19 protein-coding genes and 1 pseudogene are annotated in these 24,434 nt (G+C 62.6%); 4 read left to right on the forward strand and 16 right to left on the reverse strand.

Annotated features, from left to right (window positions below; all coding sequences use genetic code 11):
* Position 1: 1 nt before the first annotated feature.
* Positions 2 to 1,360, forward strand: a complete 1,359-nt coding sequence (locus tag AAF563_03255; protein MEM7120268.1) for a hypothetical protein — start codon at positions 2 to 4, stop codon at positions 1,358 to 1,360.
* 24 nt (positions 1,361 to 1,384) lie between these two features.
* On the opposite strand, the gene AAF563_03260 is transcribed toward AAF563_03255, so the two are convergent.
* The 3 genes from AAF563_03260 to AAF563_03270 form a co-directional block, all read right to left on the reverse strand.
* Positions 1,385 to 1,942 (reverse strand): hypothetical protein, encoded by a 558-nt coding sequence (locus AAF563_03260; protein ID MEM7120269.1) that lies wholly within the window; start codon positions 1,940 to 1,942, stop codon positions 1,385 to 1,387.
* A gap of 241 nt (positions 1,943 to 2,183) precedes the next feature.
* On the reverse strand, positions 2,184 to 3,101 hold the full coding sequence (locus tag AAF563_03265) for a dihydrodipicolinate synthase family protein (protein MEM7120270.1): 918 nt from the start codon (positions 3,099 to 3,101) through the stop codon (positions 2,184 to 2,186).
* Positions 3,098 to 4,390 carry an aminotransferase class III-fold pyridoxal phosphate-dependent enzyme gene (locus tag AAF563_03270; GenBank protein ID MEM7120271.1) on the reverse strand — a complete coding sequence of 431 codons (1,293 nt, stop codon included), beginning with the start codon at positions 4,388 to 4,390 and terminating at the stop codon, positions 3,098 to 3,100. The genes AAF563_03265 and AAF563_03270 overlap by 4 nt, the downstream gene beginning before the upstream one ends.
* 156 nt (positions 4,391 to 4,546) lie before the next feature.
* Between AAF563_03270 and AAF563_03275 the strand changes: the two genes are divergently transcribed.
* Positions 4,547 to 5,464: a LysR family transcriptional regulator gene (locus tag AAF563_03275; GenBank protein MEM7120272.1), complete on the forward strand. Its 918-nt coding sequence runs from the start codon at positions 4,547 to 4,549 to the stop codon at positions 5,462 to 5,464.
* A 12-nt stretch (positions 5,465 to 5,476) separates the two neighbouring features.
* On the opposite strand, the gene AAF563_03280 is transcribed toward AAF563_03275, so the two are convergent.
* The 7 genes from AAF563_03280 to AAF563_03310 all read right to left on the reverse strand — a co-directional run bounded on the left by AAF563_03280 (position 5,477) and on the right by AAF563_03310 (position 15,644).
* On the reverse strand, positions 5,477 to 7,897 hold the full coding sequence (locus AAF563_03280) for an FAD-dependent oxidoreductase (protein MEM7120273.1): 2,421 nt from the start codon (positions 7,895 to 7,897) through the stop codon (positions 5,477 to 5,479).
* 3 nt (positions 7,898 to 7,900) lie between these two features.
* Complete coding sequence (locus AAF563_03285; GenBank protein MEM7120274.1) at positions 7,901 to 9,424, reverse strand: trimethylamine methyltransferase family protein; 1,524 nt, start codon at positions 9,422 to 9,424, stop codon at positions 7,901 to 7,903.
* A gap of 97 nt (positions 9,425 to 9,521) precedes the next feature.
* Entirely contained in the window at positions 9,522 to 10,538 is a 1,017-nt protein-coding gene (locus AAF563_03290) for a glutamate cyclase domain-containing protein (GenBank protein ID MEM7120275.1), read from the reverse strand.
* On the reverse strand, positions 10,535 to 11,800 hold the full coding sequence (locus AAF563_03295; protein ID MEM7120276.1) for a selenocysteine synthase: 1,266 nt from the start codon (positions 11,798 to 11,800) through the stop codon (positions 10,535 to 10,537). The genes AAF563_03290 and AAF563_03295 overlap by 4 nt, the downstream gene beginning before the upstream one ends.
* Positions 11,800 to 13,314, reverse strand: coding sequence for an aldehyde dehydrogenase family protein (locus AAF563_03300; protein MEM7120277.1), 1,515 nt, complete (start codon positions 13,312 to 13,314; stop codon positions 11,800 to 11,802). The genes AAF563_03295 and AAF563_03300 overlap by 1 nt, the downstream gene beginning before the upstream one ends.
* Positions 13,315 to 14,199: a 3-hydroxyisobutyrate dehydrogenase gene (gene mmsB, locus AAF563_03305; protein ID MEM7120278.1), complete on the reverse strand. Its 885-nt coding sequence runs from the start codon at positions 14,197 to 14,199 to the stop codon at positions 13,315 to 13,317.
* Entirely contained in the window at positions 14,196 to 15,644 is a 1,449-nt protein-coding gene (locus AAF563_03310) for a sulfatase-like hydrolase/transferase (protein ID MEM7120279.1), read from the reverse strand. Before AAF563_03310 ends, mmsB begins: the two co-directional genes overlap by 4 nt.
* A gap of 654 nt (positions 15,645 to 16,298) precedes the next feature.
* Here AAF563_03310 and AAF563_03315 point away from each other — a divergent pair.
* Positions 16,299 to 17,597 carry an FAD-binding oxidoreductase gene (locus AAF563_03315; protein MEM7120280.1) on the forward strand — a complete coding sequence of 433 codons (1,299 nt, stop codon included), beginning with the start codon at positions 16,299 to 16,301 and terminating at the stop codon, positions 17,595 to 17,597.
* Between the two features lie 16 nt (positions 17,598 to 17,613).
* On the opposite strand, the gene AAF563_03320 is transcribed toward AAF563_03315, so the two are convergent.
* The 3 genes and pseudogenes from AAF563_03320 to AAF563_03330 all read right to left on the reverse strand — a co-directional run bounded on the left by AAF563_03320 (position 17,614) and on the right by AAF563_03330 (position 19,989).
* Positions 17,614 to 18,477, reverse strand: coding sequence for an NAD(P)-binding domain-containing protein (locus AAF563_03320; protein ID MEM7120281.1), 864 nt, complete (start codon positions 18,475 to 18,477; stop codon positions 17,614 to 17,616).
* A 64-nt stretch (positions 18,478 to 18,541) separates the two neighbouring features.
* Positions 18,542 to 19,666: pseudogene (locus tag AAF563_03325) on the reverse strand (ABC transporter substrate-binding protein).
* Positions 19,579 to 19,989, reverse strand: coding sequence for a heme-binding protein (locus AAF563_03330; protein MEM7120282.1), 411 nt, complete (start codon positions 19,987 to 19,989; stop codon positions 19,579 to 19,581). Before AAF563_03330 ends, AAF563_03325 begins: the two are co-directional and overlap by 88 nt.
* A 165-nt stretch (positions 19,990 to 20,154) precedes the next feature.
* Between AAF563_03330 and AAF563_03335 the strand changes: the two genes are divergently transcribed.
* Positions 20,155 to 20,970: an SDR family oxidoreductase gene (locus AAF563_03335; GenBank protein ID MEM7120283.1), complete on the forward strand. Its 816-nt coding sequence runs from the start codon at positions 20,155 to 20,157 to the stop codon at positions 20,968 to 20,970.
* Positions 20,971 to 20,982: 12 nt separating this feature from the next.
* Here AAF563_03335 and AAF563_03340 read toward each other — a convergent pair whose 3' ends face one another.
* The 3 genes from AAF563_03340 to AAF563_03350 form a co-directional block, all read right to left on the reverse strand.
* Positions 20,983 to 21,741 carry a GntR family transcriptional regulator gene (locus tag AAF563_03340; GenBank protein MEM7120284.1) on the reverse strand — a complete coding sequence of 253 codons (759 nt, stop codon included), beginning with the start codon at positions 21,739 to 21,741 and terminating at the stop codon, positions 20,983 to 20,985.
* Between the two features lie 2 nt (positions 21,742 to 21,743).
* Positions 21,744 to 22,508, reverse strand: coding sequence for an SDR family oxidoreductase (locus tag AAF563_03345; GenBank protein MEM7120285.1), 765 nt, complete (start codon positions 22,506 to 22,508; stop codon positions 21,744 to 21,746).
* Between the two features lie 130 nt (positions 22,509 to 22,638).
* The gene (locus AAF563_03350) at positions 22,639 to 24,294 is read right to left on the reverse strand and encodes a choline dehydrogenase (GenBank protein ID MEM7120286.1); all 1,656 of its coding nucleotides are present in this window, start codon (positions 24,292 to 24,294) and stop codon (positions 22,639 to 22,641) included.
* Between the last annotated feature and the right edge of the window lie 140 nt (positions 24,295 to 24,434).

The raw sequence follows: 24,434 nt of genomic DNA on the forward strand, positions 1-24,434 counted from the left end.
GATGCGCGCGCAAGCCGACATTCTTTGCTTCTCTGACGATCGCGTTCACACCTGGGGCAGCTTTTCGGCCGATGTCGAGTTGTTCCGTCAGGACATCGCCAGCGCCACCCACGTGTGCAACATGTTGGCCGGGCGTTACGATTTCATGGTGGGTTTTGCAGCCGCGATGCTCAACGATCAGGTGACGGTGCTGCCGTCGGCCGCAGCGAGCCAGGCAGTCGCTGCAGCACAGGCGGGTGCCGAGAGGCCACTCCTGCTCGGTGATGCACCGCCGGATCTCGACAACTGCGAGCGTATCGCGGCTGTGCCGCGCAGCGGCTGTGTTGGCGACCCCATCGCACTGGCGTCAGCACTCGATGGTTCCGTCACCGAGGTTCATGTCTTCACGTCAGGCTCGACCAAGGACCCCGTGCGACACTTCAAGGACTGGGCCGCTCTAGCGGGCGGTGCCGGACTGACCGAAAAGATCTTGCGCGACCTTGGCTGCGATCCCGGCTCTTGCGCGATACTGGGCACCACGCCGCACCAGCATATGTACGGGCTTGAGGCGACCATTCTCACAGGCCTGGCCTACGGTCATTCGATCTATGACAGAACGATCTTCTATCCAGCGGACCTTGAACGTGCGGCGGAGATCGCGCGAAAGGTCGGCTTCAAGCGTCTGGTTCTCATCACAAGCCCGTCGCACCTGAGATTTCTCGAGCCGACCATTCTTGCCACGCCGGAGATCTGCGGTGTCGTGTCGGCGACAGCGCCCCTATCACCGGCCCAGGCCGGCCGGTTGGAAGCGCGCGGTGACCTGCCGGTTATGGAAATCTACGGCACGACCGAAACCGGGTCCCTGGCAGAGCGCCGTACGGTGCGTTCGGACGAATGGCGACCTCTCGACGGTTTCGTCCTGGAGGACCAGCCACAGGGATGCATGGCAAGCGCTCCTTACCTTCGGGCACCTGTGCGGCTGGGGGATGCCATTGAACAGACATCCCAAGGCCAGTTCCGACTGCTCGGCCGACCGGACGATATGGTGAACGTCGCCGGCAAACGAACAAATCTCGCGGCGCTCAACGCCATTCTATCGGAAACTAGAGAGATCCAGGACGGTGTTGTCCTGCGCTATCCATCCGATGACGGCGATATCATCGCGGTAATCGCCGTCCTTGATCGAGCGTCCAACACGAGCGAAGCCGAAGCAAAATCCGCCATACGCCGTCAGTTCCGCAAGTATGTCGATCCAATATTCTCGCCCAAGCGAATTGGGTTCACCGACCAACTTCCGCGCTCAAAGACTGGCAAAATTCCAGAACGTGACATGCGCTCGTTGATGCGGATCGTCGGGATCGTCGGTCGAGACGGCGCGTAGCGCAGTTCGTTCGATTGAGTGACATCAAGGGTTGCCTGCAAAATCGACGCAAGCCTCGTTCAGCATTCTCCGCGCCTCGGACTCTATCTTCGGCTGAATAAGGGGGTTCCACGCGGCCTGAACGACAGAGGCATAGGTACCGCCGAACGTCGTCGGCGTGATGGTGAAGGTTGAAATCGAGCAATCTGACAGACTCATGCGCACGGTGGCATCGACGGCAACAGAGGCATTACCGGGAAACAGCGCGGTATCGGACGTCTTGCACGAAAGACCACCTTTGAACGAAAGCGTAACCTGATCGTCGGTCATATCGAGTTGCGCACGCGACAAGGTGACGCTCTCCAGCACGTCGATGGCTAAGGCAGCGCCGAACGCTTCCTGTCGCAATCCGCTGCACGGCTCGAGTGCGGCGAGCCGCCTTTCAACGATGGTGTCAGCACTGCTTGAAGACGACAAGGTCAAGCCAACAACGAAGGTGCCAATACAGGTTGACCGGACAATCTGTCGACGTCGTGTACCCACTTTCAGAAATCTCCCCATGTCTTGTCGCCAAACCGGCTCTAAGGTGCCGAACGATGCCATGTCAACTCCAATAAGCGGCACGACTGGCAGATGATCGACACCAACAGTCCGGGATCAGCCAGGAGCCAGGGGCAAAGTGTCTTGCTCGTCTCTCTGGAGTGATCCTTCGAATCAAACTCCGGCCGCCGGACGATCCGCAACCCGCTTCATGGAAGGGGGATGGCGCGGAGCAGGGAACTCACTGGGCCATCAGGGATCGTCTTCCGTGCTGATCGTCGGGCCGTAAACCGTGCAGTGCGTGTTAGGCAATCTGATCAACGAAGGCCGGGCCCAGGTCATGTGCCAGGGATCGACCGGCTGCTTCATCCATCGCCTCAAGAGGTGGTCGCACATTGGCCCATCGCCGGTCACCCGTCGCAACAGCGAGTAACCGCTTCTGTGCTGGTATGGGCGCGTAATGTTGAAACGTCATGCGGACGTTCCGAACCTGCTCGAACGGCGCCTTGGCGGTTTCCATTTCGCCATGCGCGATAAGGCTGATCACCTCCGCGATGGCCGCGCCATTAAGATTGGCCGTCGCCGATATACAGCCCGGCGCGCCTCGCGCCATCGCTTCGAACAGCGGCAACTCTGAGCCGGGATAAACGATCAGCCCGTCGATATCGAGCAGCGCCTTTGTGTTCTCCCAGTCGCCGGAGCTGTCCTTGATACCGACAATCTCGTTCGGGAAATCGCGGCGCAAGCGGGCAGCGACGGCGGGCGGAATACCAACGCCGGCGACCTGGGGGATGTGATAGAGGAAGATACGACATGACGCGCGGTCGATACGCGCAATCAGCTCCGCGAAGTATGTGTAAAGGCCATTATCCGAGACGCCTTTAAAATAGAAGGGCGGCAACGTCATGACCGCCGCGCATCCCATGTCCAGGCAGGCTTGCGACAACCGCACGGTCTCCGGCAGGTTGGTGAGGCCCGTACCCGGCACCAGCCGCTTCGGGTCGGCGCCGGCATCGATCAGCGACTCGATCACCGCGATGCGCTCGTCGGAGGCGACCGACAGCGCCTCGCCTGTCGTCCCAAACGGCGCCAGGGCGACGCAGGGCCCGTCCAAAAGGGCCTTGCCATGGGCGACATAGAGATCCATCGCAACGCTGAGGTCGTCGTTAAAGGGGGTCAGGTTCGGCGCGATCACGCCGCGCAAGGGTTCGAACGCCGTCATGCCATCTCCTTGAGCCCGTCCGCGGCTGCACCGATCGCCTCTACCGTATGCGTGACATCGTCGGCGTCATGAGCCAGCGAGATATAGAACTTGCTGTCGCCCTTCAGGATGCCGCGTTCGCGCAGCACATTGTTGAATGACCGCAAGGACGTGGCGTCAGCGCCGAGCACATCGCGGTAGTCCTTGACCGGGCGCTCGGTAAAGACAACGTCGAAGAGAACGGGATCGCCGACAATCCGGTGTGGCGCGCCGACGCGGGTCAGGTGATCGCCCAGTGCGGTCATGATTGTCTGGCCAGTCTCACGCATCTGCTGATAGCTGCCGGGGCGGCGCAGGATCTCCAGTGTCTTGAGACCGGCAACGGCGGCGACCGGGTTGCCGCTGAGCGTGCCGACCTGAAAGGTGAAGCTTTCCGCGCCGACCTTCGCCTTGTCGAAGTGCGCCATGAGATCGGCACGCCCGGCAATCGCGGCTAGCGGAAAACCACCGCCGATGACCTTGCCGAGGGTGCAGATATCCGGCGTGACGCCATAACGTTCCTGACCGCCGCCGTACGCGAGGCGAAAGCCGGTGACGACTTCGTCAAAGACCAGGACGATGCCGTGTTTTGTCGCCTCCGCGCGCAGTGTTTCCAGAAAGCCGGGCGCTGGCGGGATGAGCCGCTGCAGTGGTTCGACGATGATACCGGCAAGTTCGCCGGCGTGTTCCTCGATGAGCTGCCGGGCAAAATCGGCATCGTTGAACGGCGCAACGATGACGCCGTCGCGCACGGTTTCGGGGATGCCGGCGGAATCGGGTACCGGTTGTGGAAAGTTCTCCAGGCGCTGCGGTGCCAGGCTCATCAGTGCCTCACCGGACATGCCGTGATAACCGCCCTCGAACTTCAGGATCTTGTCGCGGCCGGTATGGGCGCGGGCCAGCCGCATGGCGTACATATCGGCCTCCGACCCGGTGCTGACATATCGCAGCTGTTCGGCACACGCGACGGCGTCGCAGATCACCTCGGCCAACTCGATGCCAGCAGCGTTGGACGCGAAGAAGGTGACGCCGCGGCGTAACTGTTGCTCGACGGCATCGTTCACTTCGGGATGACCGTGGCCGACAAGCATAGGACCGGAACCGAGCAGAAAGTCGACATACTCGTTGCCGCTCTCATCCCAGACTCGGCCGCCGCGGCCTTCGCGAATGACGATGGACGGGTCGAAGTTGCCGAACCCGCCGGCAGGCAGAACCCGCGCGGCCCGCTCGATCAGGTCCCGCTCGGCATCGCCCTTGTTCCCATGTGCCATGGCAGCGTCCTGGTTCGCGATTTTGACGGCAAGAGATGGTGATGTGGCCACGGACTTTAACTCCCAACAACGGTCGATTCTGCAGTTTTCGATATGTTTGACTGACCCGCAATAACAAGATTAGGCTAATTAGGTGAATGATTTTCAGTCAACGCCATGCCCGAGCCACTTCTCGACCTGCGCCACCTCCAGATGATCCGGGCAATCGGCCGGACCGGCCGCGTGACCGATGCGGCCGACGAACTTGGCCTGACGCCATCGGCCCTGTCGCACCGCATCAAGGAGGCGGAGCGTCGGCTCGGCGTACGTCTGTTCGAGCGGCTGCACAAACGGCTCCGGATGACAGCGGCGGCTGAGTATCTCGCCGACGCCAGCGACCGCTGGCTGGTTGAGATGGAGCGTGTCGAGGCCGATGTCCGGCGCATGAACAACGGCATGGATCATATCGTCCGCATAGCCGTCGAGGCCTACAGCTCCTATCACTGGCTGCCGGGTTTCTTGAGCTACTTTCACGACAAGACGAGCGGCATCGACATTCAGGTCATGGCCGCGGCCGGACGCGATCCGATGCAGGCGTTGTCCAACCGACAGGTGGATCTGGTCGTGATGTCCGGCGAGTCGTCGATGCGCGATGCGCGGAGCTGGCCGCTGTTCGACGATCCCCTGCTCTTTATCACACCGCCGGACCACCGGCTTGCCGGCAAGGCGTTCATCGGCGGCCCCGACATCGAAGGCGAGACGTTCATCACCTATACAAAGGTGCCGGAACCCGATCGCGAATTCGCCCGTCTGTTCCGGGCCGAAGGCTACTATCCGCGCTGGGGCGCCACGGTCGAACTGCCGGAAGCCATCGTCGAACTGGTCGCGGCCGGCCAGGGGACAAGCGTGCTCGCCGGCTGGGCCATGCAGCCCCACGTCGCGAGCGGCCGCATCGCCGCCATGCCGGTCGGCGCCAACGGCATCTTGATCTCGTGGCAAGCGCTTGCGCGCGGCGATGAACCGGACGACGGACCGGTCGTCGCGACGGCACAGCACCTGGTCGACTGGTGTGCGACTAAGGAAGGCGGCTTCTAGAGTGAGCCGAGCCTAGGCGCGGAGCCGATCGTTGTCGGGGTCGTAGACGTGGGGTGCGTGGCGAACGGCCGCCCGTTCCTCGCCGAAGATCGATACCGCACAACGCTCGCCCATGGCCAAGCTGTCTGATCGCACATAACCGAGCACAAGATGCTTGTCCGTGCGGAACCCCATGCTGCATGAGGTCACATAGCCGATCCATTCACCGTCCTTGAGTATGGGGTCGCTGGCGAGTGCGTCGGGGCCCGGATCCAGGAGTTCCAGACCGATGAAGGTCCAGTCCGGCATCGATAGCGATTGCGCGACGACCCCATCGCGCCCGATGAAGTCGTCTTTGTTGAGATTGGCGAAGCGTTCGAGCCCGGCATCGAACAAGGTGTATTCGACACCAAAGTCCGTGCCCCAACCGTGATAGCCCTTCTCGATGCGCATGGCGTTCAGCGCATAGGAACCGAAGTCGCACAGGCCGTGGGCTGCACCGGTCTCCTTGATGGCGTCGTAGATCCTCTTCAATTCGGACGAGGCGAGGTGCAGTTCCCAACCGAGCTCGCCAACATAGGAAACACGCATCGCCGTTACCGGAACACCGGCCAGGTCGATCTCCGCAACACTCATCCAGGGTGCCGCCGCCGCACTCAGAGCGGCGTTTGTCAGCGTCGCCAGAACATCACGCGATTTTGGTCCCATGACCATCAGTGCTGCGTCATGGTCGGCGCCGCGCCTCAGCGTCACGCTGCCATCGCCGGGCAGGTGCGCCAATAGCCAGTCGAAATCCCTGAGATCGGCCAGCGTCGGCCCGCACAACAGGAAGCGGTCGTCGGCAAGCCGGGCGATCGTCGCTTCCGACCAGATGCGGCCCTTGGGCGTCAGCATGTAACTCAAGCGGACACGACCCGGCTTCGGCATGCCGCCGCAGAAGACGCGCGACAGATAGGCTTCGGCGCCGGGGCCCTCGACCGTGTATTTGGTGAAGCCGCCGTGATCCATGACACCCACGCCGTCACGAACGGTCTCACACTCCGCCCTGACGGCGTCATGCCAGGGTTCGTCGCCAAAGCTCAACGCGCCGGTGTCCGTCGCGCCGTCGCGTTCGAACCAGAAAGCGCGCTCCCAACCGGCGATCTGGCCCATCACTGCGCCGCGCTTCACCAACGTATCGTAGAGCGGCGTCGCCTGGACCGGGCGCACAGACTGCAGGATTCGGTGGGGATAGGGGATGGCGTACTGGAGTTCATAGAGCTCTGAGGCGCGCCGCGACGCATAGTCATGGCTTGCCCAACCGTCGAAGCGGCGGGGATCCCAGGCGGCGAGATCCCACTCCGTCTCGCCCTCGGTAATCCACTCGGCCATCGCCTTGCCGATCGCGGCGGAATGCGTGATGCCGATCTGAACGCCGGTCGCGTGGTAGATGTTTCTGAGATCGGCCGCCGGCCCGACAAGTGGCAGGGCGTCAGGCGCATAAGCGATTGGGCCGTTTACGAACCGCTGCGCGCCCGCCTCGCCCAGGATCGGCACGTGGACAAGGGTTTCCTCAAAAACCTCCAGGATGTCGTCGACACTGTCGGGGAAGAGTTGGTGGGCAAAGTCGTCGGGCGGTCCATCCGGCCAGGCCGAACGGCCGGCATGGCAGTAGGACCCGAACAGGAAACCATTGCCCTCGCGCCGCAGATAAAATCGAATGTCGGGATCGCGGACGAGCGGAAAGAGGGCCTTGTCGGCTTTAAGCGTCGCCAGCGGATCGGTGACGAGATACTGGTGCTCCAGTGTCGTGACCGGCAGATGCTGGCCCGCCATGGCGGCGATCCGGGCGCCATAGAAACCCGCCGCGTTGATGACGATGCCGGCGGTGACCGTCCCCTTCTCGGTCACGACATCCCACTCGCCGCACGGTCGTACTCCAAGACCGGTCACCGGCGTGAAGCGTGCGACCTCCGCGCCCAAGTCTCGCGCGCCCTTGGCGAGCGCCTGAGTCAGCTGGCTGGGGTCGATATCGCCTTCATAGGGATCGAAGATGCCGCCCAGGACCGTGTCATCGGCCTGCCAATAGGGATGCATCGCCTCCATCTCCGCCGGCGACAGGACGCGGAGATCAAAGCCAGCGCTGTGCGACACCCCGGCCAGGTGATGGAACAGTGCCATGCGCTCCGGCGTGTGGGCAGGCCAGAACGCGCCGGTGTGGCGATAGGTGATCGGGCTGTCGACGGTGTCGCTCAGATCCTTGTAAAGCCGCCATGCGTAGTTGCCCGCACGCATGCCAAGCCACGAGTTGGCATAGGTCGGGATGTTGCCGGCCGCGTGCCAGGTCGAGCCGGCCGTCAGCTCGTCCTTTTCCAGAAGCAGCGTGTCGGTAACACCGGCAAGCGCAAGATGGTAGAGGATCGCCGTTCCGACGGCGCCGCCGCCGATGACGACCACATGGGCGTGGGACTTCATACTTTACGTCGCCGGCAGGTGAATAGGGAACGCCACCCTGATCCGTGCTTCACGGTCGGCGGGCAAATGGCTGGGCGGATCGGCCTTGTCGATCTCGGCGACACGCTGCCTGGCGCGCTGCCAGATCGACTTTGCCCCGTCATCGGTCCAATCGGCGATGCTCTGGCGGTCGCCGAGATCGGGATAGGTGTATTCGGACTTCATCAGCGCGAGAGTCTGATCTTCGCCAAGATAGTGGCCGGGACCCGTCACCACGCGTTCGATCATGTCTAGATCGATGGCGTCGTGAGGCATCTCGATGCCGCGGACCGATCGCAGGATCGCACCGCACATGTCGTTGTCGATCACCAGCGCTTCGGGCGACGCCGCCATGATCGAGCCGAGCATACCGACCGAGAGGTTGATCATGTCCGCACCGGCCTGGGCGGCGAGCGCCACGGTGTACCCCTTCTCATAGCCGGACTGGGCGTCTGCCAGCTTGGCGTCGGTCATGCCTGCTGAGACGGTCGACGGCAGACCCAGATCCAGCATCAATTGTGCGGCAGCCGCGTTGGCCACCGCCGCCTCGCCACTGCCGCCGGTCATCGCCCCGGTTCTGAGATCGGAGATGAACGGCATGAAGGCGAAGATGCAGGGGAAGCCGGGCCGGATCAGATCGACAATCATGAGGCCCCCCAGACACTCAGCCAGACCTTGCGCCAAGGCGCCGGCGAGCGTTACCGGACTGGTCGCACCAGCCTGAGCGGCGGTGCAAATCTGCAACGGCATGCCGGCGGCGATGGCCGCTTCCATGATGGCGAGGCCTTCGCTCGCAAAACGCAGCGGCGGCACGACGTGAACGGTGACGGCAAAGCAGAACGGCCGGGCGCGAAATCCGTCGTCCCTTCCCAAAGCCATATCGAAGAGCTGTGTCACCGGCACCACGTGCTCCGCCGAGTCAAAACTCACGCCGATCGGTTTCGAGGTCGCCTTCATGCACGCAAAGGCCGTGTTGAGGTCCAGCTCGAGAGGCGTCGCCATGTCCCGTGCGACAACGGGCCGCACGCCGTAGTGGATGTTGTCACTGACCCCGACGATGCGCATCAGACGGTAGAGATCAGCAAGACCGGCATCGCGGAACATCATGGCGTCGGCATCCAGGATCTCGACCGCTGCCCCACCGGTTCCGATATGAACTCGGCCGCCGCCAATCTCCAGCCCCGTATCGTCCGTGAAGCCCGGCAACGCCACCGTGCGGGCGGTTCGGCGAAGGGCGTCCTCGACCATGGCACGCGGAAACGTCAGGCGGCCATCGGAACGCAGCCGGGCTCCGTTCATGCAGGCGCGCTCGATCAGGTGTGGCGCACAGTCGGCGAAACCGATTTCGCCAACAATCGCAAACGCCGCATCGATGACGGTCTCTGTCTCGGCCGCGGAGAGCGGACGAAGCCGACCGCCCACAGGCGGTGGTGTCCGCGCCGTCTCAACATTGTTTGGGACTTTCCGCCGCCGCCGTTGCGCCACGCGACCGCTCCGTTCGCTGTTCATGCCTCGCTCAGTGACGATAGGTGCCGCCGTTGAGGCCGCACAATTCCAAAAGTCGCGGGTTATCAGAGGAAGATTTCATCCACGTAGACGCGGCCGGTCAAAGCACCGGCGCGACGATCGACCGGCACAGTTCGGCAACGGCGATGTGGCTCGCGCGCGCGATACCGTCGACATTGTCGTCGACAACGCCATGGGTCGAGTTGATGAGCCCGTTCGCCACCATGCAGTCGAGCAGCCGACCCTCGGCTTCGGGCGTATGAAGCAGACGCGCGTTACCGGTGCGCGCCGCCATCGCGGCCACGATCGCCGTGCAGCCCCAATTCGAGCACGCCGCTGAAACCAGAACGTCGGCACCGGTCACAGCGACGATGCCGCCACCGCAGCCACACTGGCAGCGGTCTCCATACGGCACGTGGGCGACAACGGCATCGCGTACCCTAGCCATGCCGATCTCGTTGCCGCCATCGCCGACGGCGACAACCGGCAGACCGCGCGCGATCGCTTCATCGAACAGCAGGTCGACACGGGCACGCCCCATGCCGTAATCACGCCCGCTCATGTTGTGATAGACGCCCTTCTCGTTGCGGCCAACCCGCTCGGTCGAGAACAGCAGGTCGGGTTTGATGTGATCGAGCATACCCGGCGCCCGATCAGCACCGGCCTCATCGTCGGTTGGATAGGCCTGCATGACCACGGTTGCCAAGCTGCCATCGGTGCTGGCCGCACGCGCAGTCTGGAAGTCGACAGAGGTCAGTCCGGCGGCCGTCATGACCGCCCCTAGCGGTTGAAGCAGCGCCTCCTCCGCCAGCACCACGCAGGTGACATTGCGCGCCAATACGAGCGCGCGCACGATAGCGGCGGCTCCGGACGGCCCGTCGTTCTCACCGACCTCCGGCGTAATCCACGCACGTGATACAGACCCGGTGGTGATGACGACGGTACCGCCTTGCGGCACGGCAAGCAGACGATCGGCAGCAGCGCCGACGAGCGACCCGCCCTCAAGCGCACGCGAGGCTTCATAGAGATACTCGACACCCCGGTTGCCGATATCGAGATTGGCGAGACGGTCAAGACGGTCGTCGAGGCGCGCCAGTTCATCTTGGGATGTTGTCATGCGTCGTCCCCAAACATCAGCCTTGCGAACCATCCGGGATCGCCGATCTTTTCCGCGACGACATCGATGGCGCTGCTTACCGCATCGCCCAACACGGCGGCGCCACCGACGCGTGCGACCGCGCCGGGCGTCGGCTTCAGCCTGAGCGATACGCGCCCGCCCGGCTGGCCGTGCGAGTTGGTGGTCAGGACACCGTGGTCACGCAACAGCAACATGCCCAGGGCCGCCGTCATCTCCGCCGGTACAATGGCGGTGCGCTCGATATCGGCACGCGCCATCACGATCGCATGGACATCCTCTTCATCGATCATGGGTCCAAGGTCCGACCGTTGCACGACATCCTCTCCGAACATGCCGGCCAAGACGTCGGCAATGGCGCGGCCGTCGCGCGCCTCGTCCAGCAGCATCGTGGGGTCGAAGGACTCGAGCGAACGCATGGCGCCTGCGGCGACTGGTGCGCGGGCTTCCATGCCAAGCTCTGCCGCCTGCGCAACGACCGGTATCAGGGCGTCCGTCGATCCAGCCATGACACCGGCCCGCGGTCCGGCGAGCCCGGCCTTGTCCGCGTTGGTGATGGAGAGATCGGCGCCCAGGGAAAGACCAGGCGCCCCGTCATGCAGTACCGGGCGCAGCCTTGCGCCGTAGGCTTCATCCAGCAAGGTGACGGCGCCACCCTCGTTGGCTGCCGCCACCGCAGACTCGCTACGCGCATCGTCAAGTCGGTTCAGCGCGCTCGTTACCGTGGTCACGACGACAAGGCCCGGCCGATGTTTATCAATGGCATCGGCACAATCCGACGATCCCTCGACCTCCACCAACGGCACCCCGGCCAGGCGGCAACCGCGCATGACCGAGGCATGTGAACGATCACCGTCCGGCACGACCGATACAACAGGCCGCTTATCTGAAAGCGCCAAGACGGAGGCCACAAGACCGGCACTGGTCCGATTGAAGACGGCAGCATCATCGTCACCACCACCGCCAAGATGCGCGACTGCCACGTCGCGCAGCCGGTCCTTGAAGAGACCAGGGCCGATCCACTCTTCGCACAGCACCGAGACGTCATCACCAACCAGCGGGAATGCGCGGGAGTTACCGGTGAAGATGCCGATACTGTCGGCGCCTTGATCCATTACCCGCGCGCCGGCGAGCGACTGTCCATGGCGCAGTCGCCTGACCTCATCGGCGCTGGATCGGATCAGCGCGCCTCGCGCGTAACCGACGCTCGGATCAATCCGGTTGCCGAAGCGGTCTGCGGTCATCAGGGATCGACCGCGATGGTCACGCACTTGCGGAAGGTGTAGGCCTCCAGCGCGCCTTCGATTGAGTACTCGCTTCCGATACCGGATTGTTTGGTACCGCCATAGGACATGCCAGGGATTTGACCGCCCCCCTGGTTGACCTGCACCCATCCGGCGTCGATGGCGCGGCTCATGCGGATGATCGTCGCGGCATCGCGGGTGAAGATAAACGCGGCGAGACCGTAGTGGGTGTCGTTCGCCATGGCGACCACCTCGGCTTCGTCATCCCAGGGGATGGCGACCAGGACCGGGCCGAATACCTCCTCGCGAGCGATGCGCCAAGTGTTGTCGAGCCCCGTGATCACGGTCGGGATCGGCTGGTAACCCGGCGGATCGTCTGGCGGCGTTGCGCCGGTCAGAAAGGCCGCACCACTGGCCTCGGCTTCAGCAACATAGGCGCGAATGGCGCCATAACGTTCGCCGTTGATGACCGCGCCGATGTCCGCGTCGGGGTCAAGCGCATCGCCGACCTTCATCGCCGCCGCCGCTTCAGCGACCCGGGGCATGATCGTATCCCAGACCGACCTGTGCACGAACAGGCGCGACCCCGCCGTGCACGATTGACCCTGCCGGGCGAAGCGCATCGCGTTGATGATGCCTGAGACGGTCTGGTCGAGGTGCGGTTCCTCCGCCGCGTCGGGGAATACAATGCACGGGCTCTTGCCGCCCAGTTCCAGCGTGACATTGGCGATGCGGTCAGCGGCGGCGTGAGCGATAAGCTTGCCGACTTCCGAGGACCCGGTAAACGAGACCTTGGCAACGCCGGGATGACGCGCCAGCGCCGCGCCGGCTTCTTCACCCAGACCGGTCACCACATTGAAGACCCCGGGCGGAAAGATATCGGCGGCCATCTCGACCAGACGCAGGACCGCGAGCGGCGCGTCTTCGGCCGGTTTCAAGACCAACGTGTTACCGGTGGCAAGCGCCATCGAAATCTTGACTGCGCCCAGTTGCAGCGGCGAGTTCCAGGGTATGATCGAGCCGACCACACCGTGAGGTTCGCGCGTCGAATAGCTGAAGATGCCTGGCCCCAGCGGCAGCGTCTCGCCCTTCTGCTCGACACTGACGCCGCCGTAGTACTTCAACACGCCGGCCGCGCCCATCACCTCACCGCGCGACTGGGTCTTGATGGCATTGCCGGTCTCGGCCGCCAGAAGTCGCGCCACCTCCTCCGCATCGGCGATCAAGCGCTCGCCGAGTTCGGTCAACATGCGGCCGCGCTCGCTTGCCGCCAGCGCCCGCCATGCAGGGAAGGCCGCGGTCGCCGCGTCGACGGCAAGATCGACCTCGCGCGCCGTGCCGCGACCGATTTTCGCCAAGGGCGCGCGGCGCGAGGGATTCTCGACCGTCAGCGTGTCGCCGCTCTCGGGCCAGTGCCAGCGGCCGTCGATGAAACAGGCGGCAACACCGTCCGCCGGCAATCGGGCTTCCAGCAAGGTCGCGGCTGATGTGATGTCAGCGATGTTCTCCGCCATTTAGCTCTCCGGACGCAAGGTTCGATAGTATGCCGAGAAGTCGAGGTCGCCGTCATCGCCTGCCGCGAAGTCCGTGAACCGTTGCGCCGCTTCCGCGCCGAACGGCGTCTCCTGGCCAACGGCCTTGGCCGCCGTCTGAGCCAGGCGCAGATCCTTTGCCATCAGTCGTGCGGCGAATCCCGGTTGATAGTCGTTGCTGGATGGCACATTGGCCGCGACGCCAGGGATCGGGCAGCGGTTCTCCAGGGTCCAGCTCTGTGCCGCCGCGCCCTTGCACAGGGCATGAAACTGCTTGGCGTCGAGTCCCAGAGCTTGGCTCAAGGCATAACCCTCACAGACCGCCATGGCCGTGATGCCGCAGATCATGTTGTGACAGGCCTTGGCCGCCTGTCCCGCGCCGCTGGCGCCAAAGTGCTGGAGCTTGGTACCCATCTCTTCCAACAGCGGACGGGCGCGGGCCACCGCACCATCATCGCCGCCAATCATGAAGCTCAGCTGTCCGATCCCGGCTGCCGCATGGCCGCCGGAAACCGGCGCGTCGATCATCGCCAGCCCTTTGGCCGCTGCCTCGGTGGCTAACGATCGGGTTGTTTCAACATCGATCGTCGAACAATCGATCAACACCATGTCGGGCGTCGCTAGAGGAAAGACGGTGCTTTCATAGACATCAAGGACATGAGCACCTTCCGGCAGCATCGTGATCACCGCCTCGCATCCATCAAACGATAACGCCTCCGGCGCCGTGGCACGTCCACCGGCAGCCACCAAGGCGTCGCGGGACGGCCCGGCGATATCGCAGCCAAGAACATCAAGACCCCTGGCGACGAGGTTCTTCGACATGGGAAGGCCCATGACGCCGAGTCCAATAAACGCAACAGCCTTCATGACGAATGTTCCGTATCTAGATTCTTGAAGAGACCAATCTCCTTATCGTCGCTTGCGATCGCAGCCTCAACGAGACCCGATCTCATATGCCGCAGCGTCTCGATCTGAGCCGGAGAGTCGGCCAGGTTGTTCATTTCGTAGGGATCGGTTTCGAGGTTGTATAGCTCCTGAAAACCATCCTGCTGGGCGACGAGTTTCCAGTGGTCCTCATAGAATGCCCTCTGCACGACGCGCTCATGGAGCCCATAGTGCTCCGTCAACAGACCTTGGCGCCTGGATGTTGTATCCCCGTTGGCGATTCCGACCAGGCTTTGACCATCCATATCGGCCCCGCAACTCAGCCCGCAGAACTCCAGAATTGTCGGAGCAATATCCATATTCGACACGAGCGTATCGCACACATCTCCCGGCTCAAACCCGAGCCCGCGGATCAACAGTGGCACGCGCATGGTTTCTTCAACCATAAGACCGCCCTTGTTGGCGACGCCACCGTTTGATGCCACCGCATCACCGTGATCGGCCGTGAAGATGACGATCGTATCGTCGGCCACGCCACTTTCGTCGAGGGCCTCAAGAACGGTTGCCAGCGCGGCCTCAACCAACGCAGCGTGCGCGAGGGCCGCGGCGCCCATGCACCGCCAACCCTCGCGATGCAAACGCAACATGTTCTGCCAGTAATCGCGATAGGACCGGTGATGCGCGGGACGTCGCTCAAGGCACATCGTCACGTTGAGCGGCAGGTCCGCTTGGCCATCGATCTGATCGATCGCCGCACAGTAAGGAGGTGCCAGAAGGTAAGGCGGATGCGGACCCCAAGGGTCGACCCGCAAAAAGAAGGGTTCGTCACCGATTGCGCGAATCCAATCCGATGCCAAGCTCGCAACAAAATAGGCTTCGTGTGCTTCGGCGGGGCCATCGAGACGAGAAACGCCGGCTTCAAAATCGAACCAGTCGTCCATCTCGACCAAGGCGATCTTGGAACCAATCTGGCGCCCGGACTCGCCCGGCATCTCAACCCTAGCTACGGGTGTCGTGATCCCGGCGCGGTCCAGGTAGTCCCGGTAAGCCGGCGAGCTATAGGGATATCCATAGCCTGGAAGGGAAAAGCCCTCGAAACCATACGCTTGCGCCGAGCGCTGCTGATCAAGATGCCACTTGCCGAACCAAGCGCACCGGTATCCGGCTTCTGTCAGTGGATGGTGAACCAGCCAGGCATCTCGGTCCAGTTCGGCGCGGCCGCCAAAGCGCCCATCGTTTTCGGTCAGGCCGTGGCGGTGTGGGTAAACACCGGTCAGCATGGGAGCGCGAGCCGGACTGCAAACCGGCAACACCGTGCGCGCCTGCACAAAACGTGTTCCCTCTCGCGCCATCCTGGATTGCACGGCAAATGACATAGCTGTGCGGCCGCGATTACCGTGCGGCTGATGATCGCTCACCATCCACACAACGTTCGGTCGGATCGGCAAGGCTCTTCTACGCTTAGGAGGAGGACGCTAAACGGATCCAGATACGTCGACCGGCCCACCGCGAATGGCCGTTGGCTATCGCCGACACATCATCGGAATGACCCCGCGTGGTCACAACGTCCCTCATGACTTCATCGCAATCGCGCCATCGTCAATGACGTCTGATCTTGGAGCCTGTGGCATGCACGGCGTCAACTGAGAATTGCGATCCAGGTCTTGAGACAGATTCAGTTATGCGTAGCGGTCGCCCGTATCCCGTAACCTGCATGATGGAACGACAGTAATCTGGAACGTGGTCTTTCGCTTGGTTGGGCGGCGTTTTCTATGGTTGCCATCAGTCTCACAACCGCAGCAAGACTTTCACTGACAGAACGCTCGAACCCAGCATCTGACGATGCCCGAGAGCGCGTTTCATCAGCCCTCACCAAGCGGATCTTCTGTGTGCAGCGAGAGACAACGCTCCTGCCGTCAATCGAAACGCAAAACCGCTATTTGCAAGCAAAACTCAATGGCATTCACGCGAAGCTGGTATACTTGGAAATCATGAAGGTAACGCATTGTATGGGCAGATCGGGTCACCGTGCCAACTCGCATTGACATAACAGACAGGGTGCTGGCGAAGGGGTGCGAACCATGACGGGAGAATCAAGTCTCTGGCGGCACACCGTCGGATCGCCTTCTCCTGTGCCCAGCCTATCAAGCGACATCGCCGCCGATGTCGTCGTAGTTGGAGGCGGTTTCACTGGCTGTTCGGCGGCCCTTCATCTGGCTGACGCGGGCGCCAACGTATGTGTCCTTGAAGCGCGGACCGTCGGCTACGGCGGGTCCGGACGGAATGTTGGTTTGGTCAACGCGGGGCTTTGGCTGCCGCCTGACTCCGTTGAAGAGCAACTTGGCAAGGAAATCGGCTCACGTCTAAACAACGCACTCGCCGGCGCCCCGGCGGAGGTGTTCGCCCTGATAGAGCGCTTCGGCATCAGCTGCGAAGCGACGCGTCACGGCACCCTTCACTGCGCCCACAGCAGGCGCGGCCTGGCGGATCTGCAACGGCGCCATGAGCAGCAGCGCGCCCGCCAGGCGCCCGTCGACCTGCTTGACGCCGACGAGACGGCGAGCCGGACGGGAACCACACGGTTTCATGGGGCGCTGTTGGATCGCCGCGCCGGCACGATCCAACCGCTCGGTTATGTCAAAGGCTTGGCCCGTGCGGCAACGGCCGCGGGCGCGCGCCTGTTCGAAGGTTCACCCGTGACACACGTCCATCACGATGGGGCCAATTGGATTGCGCAGACAGCTGGCGGCCGGGTCACGGCAAAGCATCTCATTCAAGCGACCAACGCCTACGACACCCGGAACGGCCAGCCCGCGACCTATACACCCGTCCACTACTTTCAGTGCGCAACCGCGCCGCTTGGCGGCGAGCAAGGCCGACATGTTTTGCCGGGCGGCGAAGGTTGCTGGGACACCGACACCGTCATGTCGTCCTTCCGCCGGGATACCGCGGGACGCCTCATCATTGGCGCGGTTGGCAATCTCGATAGCTTCGGCGGAGAAGTCCACAAGGATTGGGCGCGCCGCAAGCTAAGGGAACTCTATCCTGAGTTATCGCATATGGACTTTGAGCATGCGTGGTACGGACGCATCGCGATGACCGCCGACCATCTGCCGCGCGTCTCGCGCCTTGGACCCAACGCCGTGGGCATCTATGGCTACAGTGGCCGCGGCATTGGTCCCGGCACAGTGTTTGGCAAGGCAGCGGCAACCTGGGTCTCATCGGGAGACGAGAGCGCCTTTCCGTTACCGATCAAAGACCTCCACCATGAGCGTTTCTCAACCGTGAAAGCGCTCTACTACGAGAGCGGCGCGACTCTCGTTCATCTTGCCAAGGCCCGGGCTGCTGGCCGCGCCTCAACGCCGACGGGTGATCGATGACCTGCCGCCAGCGGCTTCAGGGCTTGCAGAAGACGTCCAGACCGCCAGTGATTTCCTGATCGCCGTAGCCGCGCTTCACGGCCTCACCGAACACCTCTGCGATCATCGCGGGAAACGCATGGGAGATACCGCTGGCCCGCGCCGTTTCCAACAGGTGCTGCATGGCGGCAAGGTGCACATCGAGTGCCGCCTGGCTGCCGTGGAAGTCGCCGCGGTCGACGAGTTGCTTGCTGTACGCTGCCTCGGCATCAATCTCGACCAGCCAGGACGGCACCGAACCGAAGACGGCGTCGTCGGGCAAGCCTTCCGCCCGGGTGAAGGCAAGTCCCTGAAACAGACCAGACATCGAGCCGTAGAGATAGGACAACCAGGCGAGATCGGCGGCGGCGGCGAAACCGTCATCGGCGCCAAGCCAGGCGGAGCGACCGCCATAGGCTTCGAGCACTTTGGCACTTCGCTCATAGACCGCCTTGTCGCCGGAGTAGGCGAACCGCGACATGGCGTCGCCGACGCGCGCCGGATAGGTGAAGATCTTGCCGTCAAGATAATCGGCACCAAGAGCACGGACCGTCTTGCCGAAGGCGCGCGCCTCCTCGGGCGTGCCGCTGCACAGTTGGACGACTGTCTTGCCCGCCATATCGCCTTCGATGCCCGACGACCGCAACACACCTTCGGTCGTCTCATAGTCCAGGAGGACCCAGACCAGAAGATCCGCCTTGGCGACCAGATCGCCCAGGGAGTCGGCGACCATGGCGCGGCCCTCAAACGCCTGGGCGCGTTCGGACGTTCGGTTCCAGACCGCTAGATCGTGACCGGCGCGGATCGATGCTTCGGCAATGGCCGCGCCCATGTTGCCGAGACCAATGATACCGACGGACATCGTCTCCTCCCCCGTGTGTTAATTTGAAGGGTGAGGCCGGCTGCGGGTCGAGCCGGCCCCTCCGTTACATCGTGGCTTGATCGATCCAGGACTTAACCCGGTCCGGATTGTTGTCAATCCATTCCTGGACCACCTCCATCAGATCACGGCCCTTGTCGTCGATCTCCGACATCATCATGGCCTGTTCGTCATTGCTGATCTGATAAACCTCGATCGCGCGCCAAGCGCCTGGGTGGGTGTCCTCCAGGCTCTTGTTGACGACCTTGTAGATCTCGACGCCGGACCAGTCGCAGTCGTAGGTCGCATCGGCGTTGAGCCCGAGCGAGGCGTCGTCGTGACAGCCGTCGTAGTAGTCGGGCAGATAGACCCGTTCCAGATCGATCTGGGCATGAACCCAGTGGGGTTCCCAGAACATGACCAGAAGCGGCGCCTCGCGCTCCACAGCGCTCTTGATCTCAGCGATGATGGCGCCCTCGCTGCCCGCGGGAATGGACTGATAGTCCAGGCCCAGCGCCTCGATACGCCGGGCATTGGTGTCGCCCCAGTCGGCCGGATAGTCGACCAGACGGCCACTCGGCAAGGTGTCAGGCGTCGAGAACAGGTCGGTGCAATCGTTCAGCGCCTCCCAGGACGGCAGGCCCGGACACTGCTCAACAACGTAGGCCGGCACCCACCAACCCTCCTGCGGCTTCAGTCCGGACTCGCCGAGAATCTGAACGTTGCCCTAATCCATGGCGTCGTCGAACGCTTCGCCGATATTGGAGCTCCAGATTTCCATGGTGGCGTCGATGTCGCCGTTGGCCAGCGCGGTTAGTTGCGGATAGTAGCCGGCGGTCACGTATTCGACGTTGTAGCCCATGCCCTTCAGCACCTCGCCGATTACGGTCGTGTTGACGTGCTGGCCCGTCCACTCGTTCATTGCCAGACGGATGGGGTCGTCGGTTTCCGGAACGGACTGTGCGTTGGCCGATGCGGCGACGCCAAGGAACAGAGCGCCGGCAATCACGGTGCGCGCGATACTTAGACGAATGGTCATGGTCTTCCTCCCTTTCTTAACTGTTCTGGGATTTGCCGGAGATCTATGCGTCCCCGGCTTGATGGTCAGCCCTGCAACGTCTCGGCCATGGCAGCGGAGATCTGGAGGTCCGCGGAGACCGGTCCGCCCGATACGCCGACCGCGCCGACGCATACGCCGTCGCGCATGATCGGAATGCCACCGCCGAACAACACATACGGTCGCGTGTTGCCTGTCACCTCAACGCCGTAGGTGTCGCCGCCCGGCTGGGCGTCTTCATAGAGCTCCTCCGTCCGGCACTGAAAGGCCGCTGACGTATAGGCCTTGTTGATCGCGATATCGCCGACGCCGAACGGCGCGCCGTCGGACCTTGCGAAGGCGATTAGGTTTCCGCCGGCATCAACGATGGAGACGCTGGACGGTTCGCCGAGCTCGGCCGCCTTTTCAAGGCCGGCCTTCAGCGCCACCAACGCCATGCTTTCCGTAATTCCGCTCAACTCTCTCTCCCGCTGCTGCCTACCCGTCGCCGGTAAAGCGCCCACGCGTCGCGATGCCTTGACACGAACGCCGATTTTAATGGTATATTTTGTAGACCTTAATACAGTGCCGCAGATGATGTCAACGGTCCCGCGCTATGGCACGGCGGAGGGGAGGAGAGTGTTTTGAACGACGTAGCAAAGGCGATCGCCGGGTCGGTGTCCGCGATCATACCGGATCGTTTCCGCGACAAAGTCGCCATTGTGACCGGAGGTGCCAGCGGCATGGGCCGCGCACAGGCCGTTCGCCTGGCCGCGGAGGGCGCTTCGGTGGCAATCCTCGACATCAACGATGAAGGCGGCAGAAGGACCGTCGATGACATCAACGCCGCAGGCGGAAAGGCGGCGTATGAGAGAACCGACGTGACCAGCGCCGATCAGATCGAAGCTGGCCTGGCACACGTGCGCGAGCGATACGGCCCCGCCAATCTGCTGTTCAACAACGCAGGCACGCTGGTGGTCAGCGGTTACACGGATACGACCGAGGAAGAGTTCGACCGCGTCATGGACACGAACGTGCGCTCGACGTTCATGGTTACAAAGCGGGTCATTCCGCAACTGATCGAACAGAGCGGTGGGTCGATCGTGATCATGTCGTCGGTGTCGGCGGTGCGCGGCTTTCCGCTGGAGGCCATCTACGGTGTGTCCAAAGCGGCCGTGCAGGCGCTCATGATGAACATCGCCGTCGAGTATCGCGAACAGGGCATTCGCTGTAACGCCGTCTGTCCGGCCTTCGTGAACACGCCGCACGGAATGCGTGAGATTGACGCCTTCAAGGCACTGGGAATCGATTGGAGCGATGACGATATCAGGGCCGCTCAGCTGCGCATCTGTGAACCGGAGGATGTTTCAAACGTCGCGCTGTTCCTGGCCTCCGACGACGCGGGGTCGCTGAATGGCGTGGCCATCAACGTCGACAACGGCTGGATGGCCAAAGCCTGAACGACGGCGGCGTCAGGTGGCCGACGCCGACTTCGTCTGTTTCTTAGCTCTAGCACTCGTCTTGGCCGCGCTTGGCGGCGCCATGCCTTCTTGCATCATCGCCGCCATACCGTCGGTCAAGGCTGCCGACAGAGATGACGCCAGCGGTGGGTCCTGGCGATTGATCGCGTCGGCGAGCGCCGCGCAGAGATCGCAGATCTTGCGGTGGTTTCGGGCGAACTGCTGGTGCGAGATCGGATGGAACAATCCTTCAATGGCCGAATCGATCGCCTCCTTCAAGAAGGTGTTTGACGATGCACTGCCGATCGTCAGGAAGAAGAAACACCGGGCTTCCCTGAGGTCGGGTCCGCTCTCAGCATTACGCAGCGCATCGACATGCCGATCCAGTTCGGCGAGATCCGATGGTGACCGCCGCTCGCTCGCGCACGATGCGGCCATCTCAAGATTGGCGCGCAGAAACTCCAGACACCGCCAGGCACGCGCGGGATCAGACGTCAGGTGACGCCTGGCGATCACGTTCAATCTTTCGTCGGAGACCACAAAGGTCCCTCCTGTCGCACCGCGCTTGGTGGTCAGGTAACCAGACTCCTCAAGCACGCTCAATGCCTCGCGCAATGTGACCCGTGAGATGCCCAGGTCTTGCGCGAACTTGCGTTCAGGCGGCAGACGCTCGTCGGGCCGCATCATGCCCAGGTGAATTTGTCGCCGCAAAAGCGTCACCGCGATGCCGTGAAATGGTTGCGCCGACAGCTGGCGTCCCGACCAGAACATGGTCAGATGGCCGTGAACGTGTTGTCGACAGCAAGTTCCGCCCCGTTGATGAAGCTGGACTCATCGGATGCCAGGAAAACGGCGACCCCTGCGACCTCCTCGGGTTCGCAGATCCGGCCCTGCATGGCTTTGATGTCGTCTTCGGTCGCGGGAAATCCGAACTTTCTAAGTTGAGACATCTCGAGAATGCCGTGACGCGTCTTGATGAAGCCGGGGCAGATTACGTTCGCCCTAACGCCCTGATCGCGAAACTCGACGGCCACCGCGCGCGTCAACTGCAGGACGGCGGCCTTGGAGCTGCAGTAGACCGCCTCCATGGGCGTCGCCGTGGAAGCCGATACGGACGACGTCGTGACGATGGCGCCCTTCCCTTGCTTCAACATTTCCGGCAGCACCGCCTGGGTCATGAGGAAAACACTGCGTGCATTGTTGTCGAGGATGAAATCGTAGTCGTCATCGGAAATCTCTAGAAACGGCTTCACGATGATGGTCCCCGCCTGATTGAAGAGAATGTCGATACGCCCAAAACGTTCGACCGTGGCTTCGGCGACACCGGTGACGGCCGCTCGCTTCGAGACGTCCGCTTCGATGAACACGAAGTCTGGCGAACCGAGTTCTTGCTCCAGATCCTTACCTGCCTCCGCATCGATATCCGCACCGATGACTTTGGCGCCTTCCTGCAGGAACATCTTGACCGCTGCCCGGCCACATCCGTTCGCGGCACCGGTGATGATCGCCACTCTGCTCTCAAGTCTTCCCTTGGTCATCGATCCCGCTCCAGCTGACTAGACCAGCGATCCGGTCGTATGGCACATGACAGAGCTTAAGCTCATTTGCCTTGAACAACATCGGTTTGTGAATGAGGCCGTACTATCGTGCCGGCACTGCGACACTGCCTCAGGCAGCGGGCAAAGGAACGTCGGCCTCGGGCAGCGGGTCGTGTCCCAAGATCATGTCGGCGGCCTTTTCTCCGATCATGATCGCCGTCGCGTTCGTATTCGCGCTGACGATGCTCGGCATGACCGACGCATCGGCCACGCGCAGTCCCTCGATACCGTGCACGCGCAGCTCCGGGTCGACCACGGCCATACCGTCCTTGCCCATCTTGCAGGTGCCGGCCAGGTGGAAGTCTCCCGCGACATTGTCGCGCATGTACGCGTCGAGCTCGGCCGATGTCTTGACCTGCGGGCCCGGCTCTTCTTCCCTGACCCCCAGGCTGTCGTGGGCCCTTTGGTTAACGACATCCCTGCCCATCTCGATCGACCGGCGCATGAGCGCGATATCGGAGTCCGTCGACAGAAAGTTCGACAGGATACGCGGGCTGTCGGTCGGGTTCGCCGACCTCAGCTTGACCCAGCCGGTGCCCTCGACACGGACCGGTCCGATGCAATAGGTGAAACCGTGGATACGCGGGTTAACCGCGCCTTCGTGATCCATGATCACCGGAAGGTACTGGATCTCCACATCAGGATGCTTCACCGAGGGGTCGCTGCGCATCAGCGCACAAGTTTCGACATTGTTCGTCGCGCCCGGCCCGGTGTGGGTCGTCAGCCATCGCGCGCCGGTATAGAGCATCCGGTCCTTGCGCATGTACCGGCTCATCGAGACCGGTTTGTCGATAAGGAACTTCATATAGACCAGCGGGTGGTCGTGCAGATTCTGCCCGACGCCAGGCAGATCGACCTTGCAGTCGATACCGATCTCCTTGAGGTGGTCCGATGGCCCGATGCCGGACAACATCAGCAGTTGAGGCGAGTTTGTCGCACCGCTGGCGAGGATAACTTCTCTGGCAGCAATGGCTTGGCGGCCGCGTTCACCCCGGCGCGAAAATCGGATTCCGGAAACCCGATTGCCCTCGACGACCAAGGTCTCGGCCAAGGCTTCGGTCAGGACGGTCAAGTTGGCGCGGTCGGCGTTCGGTCGGATGTAGGCCTCGTCGGTCGAGGCGCGCACGCCGTTGTGGACATTCATCTGGAAGGCGCCGAAGCCCTCCTGATTCTGGCCATTGATATCGTCCGTGATTGGATAGCCCGCCTGCCGACCCGCCTCGATGAAGATGTCATAGAGCTCCGTCGGATACTTTCCCTTCATGACGTGAACCGGTCCGCTACCCCCGCGCCACGCGTTCTCGCCGCCTTCCCACGTTTCACACCGCTTGAAATAGGGAAGGACCTCGCGCCATGACCAACCTTCCGCGCCCTCGCTCACCCAGCGTTCGAAGTCGAGGGCATGGCCGCGGATGTAGCACATGCCGTTGATCGAGGATGATCCACCCATGACCTTGCCGCGTGGCTGGAACATCATGCGATCGTTCAAGGTTGGTTCGGGCTCGCCCTCATACATCCAGTTGAAGGTGGGATTGCTCCAGGCATCGCCGAAAGCCGCCGGCATGTCGATCTTCCAGGCGTGAAGGATGCTCCCATGTCGCTTACCTGCTTCAAGAAGCAGGACCGTGATGTTCGGATCCTCAGTCAGCCTTGCGGCAAGTGCGCAACCGGCAGAGCCGCCGCCGACAACGATGTAGTCGAACTCCAAAGCACTATCTTCGTTCATAGGCGGACGTCCTGACATGAGACTTCGTCGCGCGACCGATGGACCCGCGCGAAACAAGCATCCAAACCGACACAGAAAAAAACGTCTCGTTTGGTATAGTTACCATACCATTAGGCATATCGCCGGTGTCAAATCATGTA

The sequence above is a fragment of the Pseudomonadota bacterium genome, from assembly GCA_039028155.1.
Taxonomy (GTDB): Bacteria; Pseudomonadota; Alphaproteobacteria; order SP197; family SP197; genus JANQGO01.